Below are 12,484 nucleotides of genomic sequence, written 5' to 3' on the forward strand. Positions count from 1 at the left end.
AAAAACTATCCATTAACTTTATAGTAATACTATTGGCTCTCTGCCGCTATTTTATTGTTGAACATAACTCCAATTTTTCGGTTCAGTTCTTCCCTTTTGATCAGAATCCAGTCATTCTCCCTCGGAAATTCTGAAAAGGTTAATGGTTTTTCTAACCCTTCTTCAATAAATCGAATGACTTCTTCCCTGCCTATTACCGATTCAAGCAGTTGAAGAGCACGCAAGTCCTGAAGTGCCTCATAAAACACTTCCATCCTGACCGATTCAATCGGACCAGTTTCTCCAGGATAGACAAGAAAGGCATCCCCAGATGGAAAGCTATAACCTGCGTCTGTGTTCCTGAACGGATCAATTTTAGCTTTTGATAATTTTGTGAACCAGAAATTATAACCCCAGTGAAGAAAGCCGGCAATTCCGAACTTATAAAGCTGAAAACCGATGATTCTATTCCTTGATGAAGGGAAGTTAAAGAACCGGTTAGAAACATCCTTTGTTTGTAAGCAGCAATAATACGTCCACAAATTTGGCACTTCATTCATGATGAACGGGTCAATATGGTCATTCGAAGGAATCGGGTTTTTGACGAGACCTTTCTCATAAAATTGAAAATCAGAAAGTGCATCAATAACCGGATATTCGTTTACATACTGATTTATGAGCTGGCTTGCCTTTGAATAAGATTCCAGGTGCTCCAAACTCGGTTCATCTGACACATGGAAATAAACGCATTCTTCCAACCCGCGACTTTTGATATACTTATTCAATTCAGGGAAAAACTGCGCCAGGAAGGCTTTGTATTCATTCCCTGCAGCATCAGTTTCCCATCCGAAAATTCTTTTCTGTTCACCATTTTCAGTGGCAATAATTTTGGGTGCGCTTTTTGCTCCCCACTGGGTAAAAAAATGGGCAAATTCAAAGTACTTAATCCCTTTTCTTTTGCAAAGCTCAACCCAGCGATCGACTTTTTCAAAAGAAAAGGAATAGTTCTCCCCTTCCTTCCGTACATCCACAAGCTGCACAGTCGGACGTTCAGACCCCACTGCCGTATCAAGGGGCGGTGTGAATAAAGGGGTCAAAATCATGTTTATTCCGTGCCGTCCAGCAGTCTCTACGTAACTTTCGATTAATTCCCAATGTTCTTCACTGAACACATTGACATTGTACTGAAGCGCAAGGCAATCTGTGTGGAACCATTCTGTATGAATCAGCTTCTGTTCAGGAAGCAGCTGAGGAAAAATCGTCAGCTTAAATTCCTCCGTCCCGAGCACCTCGCCTTCCTGATTTACGAATCGTACCGTTATCGGGTGGAGGCCGGCAACTGATTTTCCTTCAAGATGAATAGTTATCCATATCGACCGCCATTGGTTTGGGAATGCTATTACCCCTTCTTCAGTTATCGGAAGAAGCGGGTCTGGGTAGAGTCCGGGTGTCGATCTGAGAATCCACTCATCCGGGTCTTCATAACAAGGAAGTTCCGACGGCACCAGGCCAACTACCCTCGGTTCCAAGCTGTCTAGTAGTTGTGTTTCAATCTCAATACCAATATCCTTGATCATTTTTCCTTTCGCTCGGTATGCAACCTGAAAGGAAAAGGTTTCATTCGATAAGGCTGAACCCTTTTTATAAGGTGTTGCAGTGAGATCCTGATCAGGAAACACTTTAATTAAAGAATGTATGCACCTAGTTTCAATCACCCATGAATCCATTCAGTCTCCTCCAACCGTAGAAAATACCTGTTGTTCGCTTCTGCAATTAACCCTTTGATCCGGAGAAGGATAAACCTTCAATAAAGTGCTTCTGCAGAATGATAAATATGACGATGACAGGCAATAAGGCCAGAACAGCTCCAGCCATCAGGATTGGATAGTCAGTCGTATGCTGGCCCCTTAAAAAAGCCAACCCTGCTGACAATGGCATTTTCTCGAGCGAGTTATTTACTATCAGCGGCCACATTAACGATTTCCAACTAAATAAAATGGATGTAATGGAAAGTGCAATCAATCCTGGCTTTGCAAGCGGAAGCATAATTTTCCAGTATGTCTGAAAAGGATTACAGCCGTCAATTCTCGCCGCTTCTTCAAGTTCCTTTGGCAGACTCATAAAAAATTGCCTCATTAAAAATGTTCCAAATGCACTGAACACCCCTGGCACAATCAATACATGCAGGCTATCAAGCCAGCCCAGCTTTTCCATCAGGAGGAACTGTGGGATTAGGAAGGCTTGGGATGGGATCATCAGGACTGATAAAAATAAGACAAATAACACATCCCTTCCCGGAAATTCAATCCGGGCAAAAGCATATCCCGCCATGGAACAAAAAATGAGCTGTCCAATCACAATACCCGCAGTCATCAAAAGAGTATTCACATAGAACTGGGTGAAAGGCAATGAAGAGAAAATGTCGCTATAATTGCTCCACTGCATTTCATTTGGAAAAATCACCGGGGGAACTCTTGTTGACTCTGACATCGTCTTGAAAGATGTGAGAACCATCCAAATAAATGGTGCCATCATCACTAAAGCGCCAAATGACAGAAGAAGGTGGATTGATACTTTTTTCAATCTAGTGTAGGCCACGGTTTTAGCATTCATCCAAATCATCCTCCCTTCCACATGTTTTCTTATTCATAATGGACCCACTTCTTCTGCAGTTTGACCTGGATCAGGGTTATGATAAAGATAATCAAGAAAATGAAGCATGCAATAGCCGATGCGTATCCTTTGTTGTTCGCCTCGAATGCCTGTTCAAAGAACAAGACAACCAACGTCCGAGTCTGCCCTTGCACCGGGCTCGTCGGCTCGATCATCATGAAGACGAGGTCGAACACCTGCAGCGCGTCAATGAGTGATATGATAGCCACAAAAAATATCGTCGGCGTTAACAGCGGAAGTGTAATTTTAAAGAACTTCCGGAATACTCCCGCGCCATCAATAGAAGCTGCCTCATATAGAGTTTGCGGTATCCCCTGCAGTCCTGAAAGAAAAAAGATGGTGTAATACCCGACATGCATCCAGACACTTACGACAACAATTGAAAATAAAGCTGTATCCGGATTTGTAAGCCAGTTGGTGCCATCAATCGAGAACAAGCCAAGAATATAATTTATTAAGCCGTACTTGTCTGCATATAGCCATTTCCAAACCATTGCGATTGCAGCTGGTATTGTCACGACTGGCAAAAAATAAATCGTCCGGTAAAAGGAGAGTCCTTTAATTTTTTGATTAAGGAACACAGCAATAACGATGGCAATCGAAATACTGACTGGTACAGAAACGATTGTATAGGTAAAAGTGTTTTTTAACGTGTTTAGTAACTCAGCATCCTGAAGCATTCTCTCATAATTGGCCAATCCATCCCATTCGTAGTTCCCAAACGCTTGCCATTTTGTAAAACTCAAATAAAACGTGTGGAAGCTAGGCCAAATGTAGAGCGCTAATAGGCCAATTAAGGTAGGGGCAATCATGAAATATCCCCATATCCAATCATTTCGCTTGAGTTTGCTCTTCTTTTGGACGAATGTATTGACCGGAAGGCTGGTTGAAGGTGCTTTCATTGGTCCATTAATGTTCAATCCCTACCACCTCAAAAGGAAATCGGGTCCCCCTCAATAGAAAAGGAGGCCCGTTAATTTAATGAGAAAGCCGAGGCTTACTCTTCGGCCAATACCTCATTCATTTTTTTCGCAAAAGCCTTTGCTGCTGTGGCAACATCCTGTTCACCCGTCCATGCTTTAGAGAGATAATCTCCCTCTATGCCCTGCCATGCAGGGGTATTTTTGGAAGAAGGATAAGGAACCGCATATTCAAGGCTATCGATAAATACTTGCAGGTTCATTTCCGGGATGGATTTCACCCACGCTTCTTCTGTTCCTTCATAGGCTGGAGTAAAGGCTCCACTTTCAGAGAATAGTTGGTTGGCTTCCTCCGATCCAAGGTACTCAAGGAACTTCCACGCTTCTTCCTTATGCTTTGTATTTGCTGAGATAGCATGGGACAAGCCGTGTACAATTGTTGCGCGCTGTTTTCCCTGTGGAAGTTCGGCAACATCAACGTTCCCTTTAAGCGTTTCGTTGGCCGCAAACGGACCAGCCATCCAGGAACCATCCCAAAGCATCGCGACCTTCTCTGATTCAAACAGGGAACGCGGCTCATTGTCGGTCATGGTTTCTAAAGTCGGTGATACCTTATGAACATGAATTAAATCTGTCCAGAATTTAAGCCCTTCAATCGTTCCGGCATCATCAAAATGGGACTTTTTCAAATCATCGGAAATGACTTTTCCGCCTGCCTGGTAAATTGTATTGTAGTAATTTGATTGGTTATTAAGCTTCGCCGCGATTCCATATACATCCTTATCTACGTTTGTCAGCTTCTTTGCAGCTTCAATCATGTCATTCCAATCCCATGTATTATCGGGATATTTTACGCCCGCTTCATCAAATAGCTTTTTGTTATAAAAAAGTGCCGTAGTTGCAATATCCTTAGGAATTCCGTACTGTTTTCCATCATAGTTGTACAGTGTATTCATTGATTCAGGGAAATTATTGAGATCGACTTTACTATCTTTAATCAAATCATCAAGCGGCAAAAGGATGCCATTTGAAGCGTATTTAACGAAGTTCGGGCCGTTCATCCAGAAAACATCCGGAAGGACACTTCCTGTCGCTGCCGTTTCAAGTTTTGTCCAATATTGGTCCCAAGGAGTCACCTGCATCTTCACTTTAACACCTGGATTCGCAGCCTCGAATTTTTCAATGACAGGTTCATAAGACTTGGCCTGAGCATCATCCCATACGCCGACGGTTATTTCGACCTTTCCATCCTTCCCCTTTTTCCCACTGGCTGTGTCCGAACCTGAAGATGAACATGCAGTCATGACTAATACAAAGAGCGCAACAAAAATAGCAAGTACTTTTCTCATCCAAATCCCCCTATTTAGTAGATTGACAGAGTTCTAAACTAAAAGTATGTAACTTCTCTCCTGATTGGAAAGTTATTACATAGTTAAGCGCTTACAAATAGAATAATACCATTGACAGGTTGATGGGTCAACTGAATTTTCTGAATTATATTAAGCTTTTTTTCAACATCGACGAATTTGATGATACTACTCCTCCTATTTACTCCTGGTAATTGGCTGATAAATTACATAGTAAAAAGAGCCTGCCGGGAATACCCAGCAGGCTCTTAATTATTAATAATAAACTTTAATCTTTACTGTCTTCTTTCCCCACTGAAGAGCTTTTTTCTTGTCAGAGATGAAGACATCAATTTTGTTTCCTCGCATTGCAGATCCTTTATCGCCCGCAATTGCCTCCCCGTATCCTGGTACATATACTTTTGAACCAAGTGGGATAATTTTAGGGTCAACCGAAATGACTTTCGCTTTCGGGTTCTTTTTCAGGTTAATGCCTGTGTAAGTAATGCCGCTGCAGCCTTTGCAGCTGGCTGTGTAAGCTGTTGCCTTAACGGTAATTTCTTTGAATCGCTTATGTGACGATGCTGGTTTTGCAGCTGGTTTTTTCGCAGCCGGCTTTTTTACTGCTGGCTTTTTCGCTGCTGCTTTTGTGCCTGTTAGTTTTAATACCTGATTCGGGTGGATTATGTCTGATTTTAATTTGTTCCAAGATTTTAATTGATTGACAGTTACCTTTTTTTTCTTGGCGATGCCCCAAAGGCTGTCACCTTTTTGCACCTTATATGTAGTTCCAGCGGCTAAAGAAGCATTCGAAAAACTGAAAAGTACTACAATGGCTGTAACAATACTAATTATCGTCTTTTTCAAGTTCTAGTCCCCTTTTCCTACTTTTGCTAAAAACATCATAGCAACTCAATGTAACAGCCAGATTACAAAAGGAAACTATTTCTATTACAAAAGAAAAGAGAAATATTTCAAGACTGTAATATTTTGATAGTGATAGACTATTAAAAATTCTTCTCTTATTGAAGGTCGGTTTTCTGGAAACAGTCTCTCCTCCGCTCTCGAGCCCCTCTATTAACGACTGTACACTCTATTTTTTTACATACAGGGTCGCCAATAACCTTTATTGACGACCGTGTGCTCAATTTTTTATCCGCAGGGTCGTCAACAACCTGTATTGACGACCGCGTACTCCGTTTTTTATCTGCAGGGTCATCAAGAACTCTATTGAAGACTATGCACTCCATTTTTCACCCACCTTTACGAACAACACCATTTTTCTTATAACGTTCTATTCTTTTTGGTTAAGCAGTAAGGCCGGGCCTTACATAGGAATTACGGCCTATTTTTTCATTTCAAAGACTTTGAATTGGAAAAATATTCATATAACAGGTATAAATGAAATGGTATTTACTATCGGGATGGTGATATTTATGCAAAAGAAACTACTGGCAGGCTTCCTGTGTTTGATTTTTATCATGGCAGGCTGTTCGAATGCTGACAATGATAAAAAGAACACAGCACCTGCGGATGCCAAAGAAAAGAAAACGGAAGCAGCCGCCAATAAAGATAATGAACCAGAACAAAATACAGAAACTGAAGAAGAGCTTTTGTGGCCGGAGGCATTTAAGCCGGAAACGGGAAAAAGTTTCACACTTCCTACTTCAATGAGTGAAGCAGAAAATCATCAGGAAGGCGTCTGGTGGACGAAATTGAAGAATGAGCAGTTAACTGCACAAGAAAAGGATGCTGTCGCAGAAAGACTGCGAGCGATTGCGGCCTCTTCCTTAAGTAATGAAGAAAAAGGTAGCCAAATCAAGCAATTCTTGACTGAAACATATTTTCCCGACCTGCCCGGACTTTCGACTTTTGAACCAAGAGGGAAAATCAGCCTTGAGGAAGTCGAAGCAGAATCGAACATTAAGTTGAATGGCAGGGAAATGAAGGAACAGATCAATGTGGCAATCATCCTCGATGCATCGGGGTCGATGAAACAGGTGAATGGCGGCAAAACGCTAATGGAAATGGCCAAGGACTCGATCAGTGAATTCAGCTCCGGTCTCCCTGAAAACGCAAATGTTTCATTGACCGTCTACGGACATAAGGGAACCGGCGCGGACAGCGATAAAACCCTTTCCTGCACAAGCATTGAGGAAATCTATCCCCTTTCCGCCTATAATGCGGAAACCTTCAACTCAGCATTGAATTCCGTTTCGCCAAGCGGCTGGACCTCAATGGCCAGATCGCTCAAGCTGACAGGCGAGAAACTTGGGAACAGCCCCGATGCAACAAATGTCATCTATCTAGTTTCTGACGGTAAAGAAACGTGTGACGGCAACCCGGCCGAAGAAGCGAAAACCCTGGCGAAATCGAATATAAACCCGATCATCAACGTGATTGGCTTATCCGTAAACGGCGAAGATGCCGCGCAGCTAAAGCAGATTGCCGATACTGCCGGTGGACGTTACATCGATGCAAAAAACAAACAGGAGCTCGACAGGGAATTCCAACAATCAACCGATACACTCAGCCAATGGTCCGACTGGTATAGGCAAAATATCTCCAAAGCGAGCGACCAGTATGTAGAGGATACAAAAAGGCTGAGCAACCTCAACGATGAGACAATCAGAAATATTCAATTGTTCCATCGTACTAGCCTTACTGCATTGAGCAACCTCTTCCGCGAAGGCAACCTTGACTCTGATATTCAAAAGGATGTATATAACTCGCTACAAGATTTTTATAAGGCATTGCATGATGAAAAGGTTGAAATTTACGAAATGAAGCGTAAGCAAATTATTGAGATATTAGATAAGACAAGAGAAGAAGTGATGGAAAAGAAAAAATAAGAGCCAGGGCCCTCGAGAGAGGGCACTGGCTCTTCGTCTAAGAAATAAAAGTGCCAAACATATCAAATAGGGAGACAGCAGTTCGTATCGGCGGAGGTAATTAATCTAATAAACTTGGGTTTCCTGGGCTGCTCCCCTTTTTTTTCAAAATGTTCAATAAATTTATTCGACAAAAAGCGAGGAGTGACAGGCACTATATTCAAAAACATAGAGTACTGCTTTGAACTACCCAACAGTTTAGTACCTGTCTTGTCTATTCCACTCCATTTAAGACAAAGCCGCTTTATTAAGCAAAGGTCTTTCTTCACATTTCGAATATTTCCATCTATAATGGATATATAAATAAAGAGAGAAGTGCTGGTAACACTTCTCCCTGCAGCCTCTACCGTCAGAGTGGTGGTTGTCAATAGGTTTTACGCTTTTGAGAACCACCCTTTTGCTTGTGACGGCGCGGGGTGGTTTTCTCGTTTTCAAGTACGTTCTTCCGAATGTAATATGCGGTTAGCTCCCGCACTATTCCCTTCAGAATCTCACGTATGAATTCAAGACATGTTTCCATGGTTATCACCTCCCTTCCAAAACGGAAAGAAGAAAGAGACAACCAACCACCCTCACAATATTCAGCTGCAACTCTATGGTACCATATCCTCTCTCAAAAAAATAAATCAACCTTCGACAAAAAGCGGGTGGTGCCTGGCACCAAAAGAAAAACTGCCGCGGACCTGTTCCGCAGCAGCTTTTCCAATTTATTTATCCTTTAGCTCTTTAAGCTCGTTCATCAACTGGTCAGTACGCTTCGCATTTCCTTCCGCGAAGTTTTCAAGCCGATTCTTAAGCTCGGCATCATCATGGATATTGTCGGCTGTGATTAAATATGTCCGCATCAAGTCCTCTTCCACTTCAAGCGAATGTGACAGGACTTCCTCCAGCTTTTTCTTATCATCATTCAATCCTCCCGCCTCCTTTTACCAGTATCGTTCTCTTTCCCTATTCCCCTTATCCGTAAGGCAAAAACAGCGAAAGACGCCCAGATGATGGACACCCCCTGCTATGCACTATAAAAAAAGACCAGTGCAATTGCACTGGCTCACTTTAAACATGCTTAAAGAAAGTGTATGGATCCACTGTAACAAAGCTGCCATCCGGTATAAGCGGATTTTTTCTTAGGTGAAATGCTAGCTCCTCAAATAGTGGAGCCAAAACTGACCGCTCTGTTTCGTCGATCGAGAATTCAATCCCATATTGGTGTATGTTGGACTTCATTTCCCTCATCCATACAACAGATCCAACCATTTTAATTGTGCTGCCCAAAATCTCAGTTTCAAATTCCAAGATGATATCGCGGTGAACTGGCAATCTTATATTTGACAGGAATCGTAAACCGCCCAGTCCGATATTTTGGATCAACACTTTTGTCTTTCCAATTTCCACGTTTCTGCCATGAATTCGTATTAAGGCCATCGATGCACTTAAAGGGAAATCAAGATTAACTCTAGGATACTTCCGTTTCTTCTCAATAGCAGGTTTTTCCTTATCGCTATAGTGAAGTTCTATCTTTCCCTTCTTTAATAGAGCGGCAAACTCATCCGCAGCGACAGGTTTGGAAAATAAATACCCCTGGATCATATTACAGTTGTATTCCTTCAATATTTCCAGTTGTTCCACTGTTTCTACACCTTCAGCGACCACATCCATTTCGAGATGCTGCGCCAATTCGATGATTGTTTTTGTAAAAAAATTCGAGCTGTCTATGTCTGTTCGGCTTAAATCATTAATAAAGGAGCGATCAATCTTTAACGTATCAATTTTTCCTTTGAATTTTTTAAGGGAAGAAAGCGACGAATAACCTGTACCAAAGTCATCCATGAGAACTTTAATCCCCATCTTCCTTAATTCATCCAGCATTGAGAAAACCACTTTCTCATTTTCCAGGAGAGAGGTTTCGACTATTTCAACTTGAAGATAGCGTGGATCAAGTTGGGTTTTTGCTAATGTTTCTTTAATATTTTCAAGTAGTTCCTTTTGCAAAAAGCGATGGGCCGAGAGATTGATTGATACTGGAACCGCTGGCAAACCAGCATCCTGCCATGTTTTATTTTGACTGCATGCCGTTTCTTTAACCCACTTTCCTATTTCCAGAATAAGCCCGGTTTCTTCTGCGATTGGAATAAATTCACCAGGGTAGACGATTCCCCATTCTGGGTGATTCCAGCGAATAAGCGCTTCAGCCCCAATAATTTCATGAGTGGCCGCGGAAAGTTTCGGCTGATAATATAACTCCAACTGATTCAGTTCCAATGCTTTTCGAAGGTCGGATTCCAGCATGAATAGTTTATAAGCTTCTGTATTCATGGCGGAGTTGAAGATTTGATAGGTATTCCTGCCTTTTTCTTTCGCTTTATATAGAGCAGAGTTGGCATGCTTCATGAGGGTTTCAGTATCCTCTCCATCTTGTGGGAAGGTGCTGATCCCAATACTTGCTGTAATGAAAAGTTCATATTGTTCAATATTGAAAGGCTGCTCCAAAGATTCTATCATTGTTTTTGCATATTCTATTACGCGATCGATATCGCCTGTATTTGGCAATAAAACTACAAACTCGTCTCCACCCATCCGGGCAAGGACGCCATCATTCCCAATACACAGGCTTAATCTTTCGGCAACTTTTTTGAGTAATTCGTTTCCAATGGTATGACCCGGTGTATCGTTAACATACTTGAAACGATCCAAATCCAGCACCATGACGGTCAATGGCTGCCGGGATGTTTGTCTGTTGATTAATTCTTGTTCCAATTTTTTATAAAATAACCTGATGTTCGGGAGACCCGTCAAAAAATCATGATGAGCCAAGTGTTCATTCATTGCTGCTGCCTTTTTGCGTTCTGTAATATCTTGAAGTGAAGCTACTATAAATGGCTTCCCTTGAAGATAAATCTTTTTGGAATGGGACTCGATATCGAGGATCGCACCATCGTTCCTGATGATCCTGAAAGTATGAGTCCTGCCGCTTTCACCATTGATTAACTCTTTACCGAGAGAGATTAAATCAGACAGATCGTCTGGATGAACATAATCATGAAAAATTACCTTGGTTCTTCCTTCTGCTATACCTAAAATTTCGTAAAATCTCTTATTACCATATGAGACATTTCCGTCTTCTGAAACAATATAAATTCCGGCAAGAGCTTCCTCTACAATACTGCTAAATTTCAATTCGGATTCAGCCAGCACCCGTGCGGATTCTTGAATATCGGTAATATCCTTTGCTATTCCAAAAATACCAACCACTTTTTCTTCTGATTTTACAGGGATGATAGTTAATAGAATCAAAACAGACTGCCCATTTTTATGTACTAACGTCGTGTATGCAGACTGTTTTTCTCCAGTTAGAGCCTTTTTAATAAGCTCTTTATAATGTGGTATTTCATTTAATGAAACAAATTGCTTTAACGGCTTTAATACCATTTCCTTTTGAGTATATCCGAGCGTTTCAGAAAATAAGTCATTCATTTTCGCAATGACTCCAAGATTATCCAAAAAGAAGATCATATCAGGGTTCTCTTCAAATAATGATCGATAAAACCTATCGTCTGTTATAGTAGTTTTAGAGTGGACATTCGCAGAATTTTCCATTGAAGTATTTCCCATGATCCTCCTCCTCGTATATCAATTTTCAATTGATTTTCAATAGTTTTTCTTTGAGGTGATTATACCACAATTTACCTAAGGTGAAGGGGTTCTATCTACAATTCTCCAATTATACCAATACCATCTAGGGTGTGTTTTATGGTGTCCCGGAAATTAAGCAAAAGGCGCCCGGTTCATGGACGCCTCTTGCATTGTACAATATAAAAAGACCAGTGCTATCTTTTCCCTAGCACAGGTCTCATCCTTTATTTCCCCGAATTCCAGCAGGAATTGCAGAATCATCTATCTGTATTTTTGACTGTATTCCCTGGGCATTCAGCAGTTTGATAACCGTCTCGAGCTCCTTCTTCTCGGTAATCACCACATAATCTGCGGGGCTAAGCCCGCCATTAAAGTGGAAGCTGAGTTTAAATCCATTGTTAACACGGGAGTCGAGCCCATATAAAGCGTGCCAGCGGACAATCCTCTCAACAGAGTATTCCTTTATATCCGAAGAAGCGATAAATTTGCTGTCCAGAATGATTCCATTGGGCACAACGAAAAAATTACCAGGGTGCTTGATTGCGTTTAGAATCAAATAGAACAAATAGGCAGAACTGAAGAGATACGTAGACAACCAATCTGTATACATAACAATAACCAGTAAGGCTGCCAAAACAATGAGAGCCGCACTTGTTCCCCATTTAACGATTTGATAAGATTTTGTCCGTTTCGACAGCCTCGATGCAGTCTTCCATTCCCCAGCCATAAGGACACTTGAAAAATGCTCCTCTGTCACAGGGAACAACGCATTTCCAGACAGGTTAATTGCCTTCTTAAGATTTATAAAATCCCGTATCAGACAATAAATACCGATTATAAAAATTAAAGCAAAAAGTATAGACATAAGACACCTCCATTTGTCATCTTAGAGCTCTTGAATTTCATCTTAACTGTACGGCTAAAAATTGCAGTAAATTACCTCTGATTCAATTATACCATGGGTTAAGGATAATTTCTCCAGCTTCGGTATTAGTTAGAATATTGACCACTAGGCATTCACCCATCTCCTCTTTACAACATAAAA

10 protein-coding genes are annotated in these 12,484 nt (G+C 41.4%); 1 reads left to right on the forward strand and 9 read right to left on the reverse strand.

The genetic code is table 11. The features are described 5' to 3' along the window. Nucleotides 1-29: 29 nt before the first annotated feature. The 5 genes from AM500_RS18200 to AM500_RS18220 form a co-directional block, all read right to left on the reverse strand. Nucleotides 30-1,706 (reverse strand): DUF4091 domain-containing protein, encoded by a 1,677-nt coding sequence (locus tag AM500_RS18200; protein ID WP_053600488.1) that lies wholly within the window; start codon nucleotides 1,704-1,706, stop codon nucleotides 30-32. A 46-nt stretch (nucleotides 1,707-1,752) separates the two neighbouring features. Continuing rightward, nucleotides 1,753-2,592, reverse strand: a complete 840-nt coding sequence (locus AM500_RS18205; protein ID WP_053600489.1) for a carbohydrate ABC transporter permease — start codon at nucleotides 2,590-2,592, stop codon at nucleotides 1,753-1,755. Nucleotides 2,593-2,621: 29 nt separating this feature from the next. Continuing rightward, complete coding sequence (locus AM500_RS18210; protein ID WP_053601786.1) at nucleotides 2,622-3,554, reverse strand: carbohydrate ABC transporter permease; 933 nt, start codon at nucleotides 3,552-3,554, stop codon at nucleotides 2,622-2,624. Between the two features lie 95 nt (nucleotides 3,555-3,649). After that, nucleotides 3,650-4,921, reverse strand: coding sequence for an ABC transporter substrate-binding protein (locus AM500_RS18215; RefSeq protein ID WP_053600490.1), 1,272 nt, complete (start codon nucleotides 4,919-4,921; stop codon nucleotides 3,650-3,652). 273 nt (nucleotides 4,922-5,194) lie between these two features. Then, nucleotides 5,195-5,785, reverse strand: a complete 591-nt coding sequence (locus AM500_RS18220; protein ID WP_043932474.1) for a 3D domain-containing protein — start codon at nucleotides 5,783-5,785, stop codon at nucleotides 5,195-5,197. A gap of 569 nt (nucleotides 5,786-6,354) precedes the next feature. Between AM500_RS18220 and AM500_RS18230 the strand changes: the two genes are divergently transcribed. Next, complete coding sequence (locus AM500_RS18230) at nucleotides 6,355-7,770, forward strand: vWA domain-containing protein (protein ID WP_053600492.1); 1,416 nt, start codon at nucleotides 6,355-6,357, stop codon at nucleotides 7,768-7,770. Nucleotides 7,771-8,173: 403 nt separating this feature from the next. Here the strand turns inward: AM500_RS18230 and AM500_RS25920 are convergent, their stop codons facing one another. The 4 genes from AM500_RS25920 to AM500_RS18255 all read right to left on the reverse strand — a co-directional run bounded on the left by AM500_RS25920 (nucleotide 8,174) and on the right by AM500_RS18255 (nucleotide 12,304). Next, nucleotides 8,174-8,329, reverse strand: a complete 156-nt coding sequence (locus tag AM500_RS25920) for a hypothetical protein (protein WP_197282614.1) — start codon at nucleotides 8,327-8,329, stop codon at nucleotides 8,174-8,176. A gap of 187 nt (nucleotides 8,330-8,516) precedes the next feature. Further along, on the reverse strand, nucleotides 8,517-8,720 hold the full coding sequence (locus AM500_RS18245; protein ID WP_052342731.1) for a hypothetical protein: 204 nt from the start codon (nucleotides 8,718-8,720) through the stop codon (nucleotides 8,517-8,519). Between the two features lie 142 nt (nucleotides 8,721-8,862). Then, nucleotides 8,863-11,418 (reverse strand): EAL domain-containing protein, encoded by a 2,556-nt coding sequence (locus tag AM500_RS18250; protein ID WP_053600495.1) that lies wholly within the window; start codon nucleotides 11,416-11,418, stop codon nucleotides 8,863-8,865. A gap of 238 nt (nucleotides 11,419-11,656) precedes the next feature. Continuing rightward, the gene (locus AM500_RS18255; RefSeq protein ID WP_053600496.1) at nucleotides 11,657-12,304 is read right to left on the reverse strand and encodes a hypothetical protein; all 648 of its coding nucleotides are present in this window, start codon (nucleotides 12,302-12,304) and stop codon (nucleotides 11,657-11,659) included. Nucleotides 12,305-12,484: the final 180 nt, after the last annotated feature.

The sequence above is a fragment of the Bacillus sp. FJAT-18017 genome (assembly GCF_001278805.1).
In the GTDB taxonomy this organism is placed as follows: domain Bacteria; phylum Bacillota; class Bacilli; order Bacillales; family Cytobacillaceae; genus Bacillus_D.

Coding starts and splice junctions, on each gene's coding strand:
- AM500_RS18250 (WP_053600495.1), bottom strand. CDS start 11,418: ATGGGAAATACTTCAATGGAAAATTCTGCGAATGTCCACTCTAAAACT.
- AM500_RS25920 (WP_197282614.1), bottom strand. CDS start 8,329: ATGGAAACATGTCTTGAATTCATACGTGAGATTCTGAAGGGAATAGTG.
- AM500_RS18215 (WP_053600490.1), bottom strand. CDS start 4,921: ATGAGAAAAGTACTTGCTATTTTTGTTGCGCTCTTTGTATTAGTCATG.
- AM500_RS18255 (WP_053600496.1), bottom strand. CDS start 12,304: ATGTCTATACTTTTTGCTTTAATTTTTATAATCGGTATTTATTGTCTG.
- AM500_RS18200 (WP_053600488.1), bottom strand. CDS start 1,706: ATGGATTCATGGGTGATTGAAACTAGGTGCATACATTCTTTAATTAAA.
- AM500_RS18210 (WP_053601786.1), bottom strand. CDS start 3,554: ATGAAAGCACCTTCAACCAGCCTTCCGGTCAATACATTCGTCCAAAAG.
- AM500_RS18205 (WP_053600489.1), bottom strand. CDS start 2,592: ATGAATGCTAAAACCGTGGCCTACACTAGATTGAAAAAAGTATCAATC.
- AM500_RS18230 (WP_053600492.1), top strand. CDS start 6,355: ATGCAAAAGAAACTACTGGCAGGCTTCCTGTGTTTGATTTTTATCATG.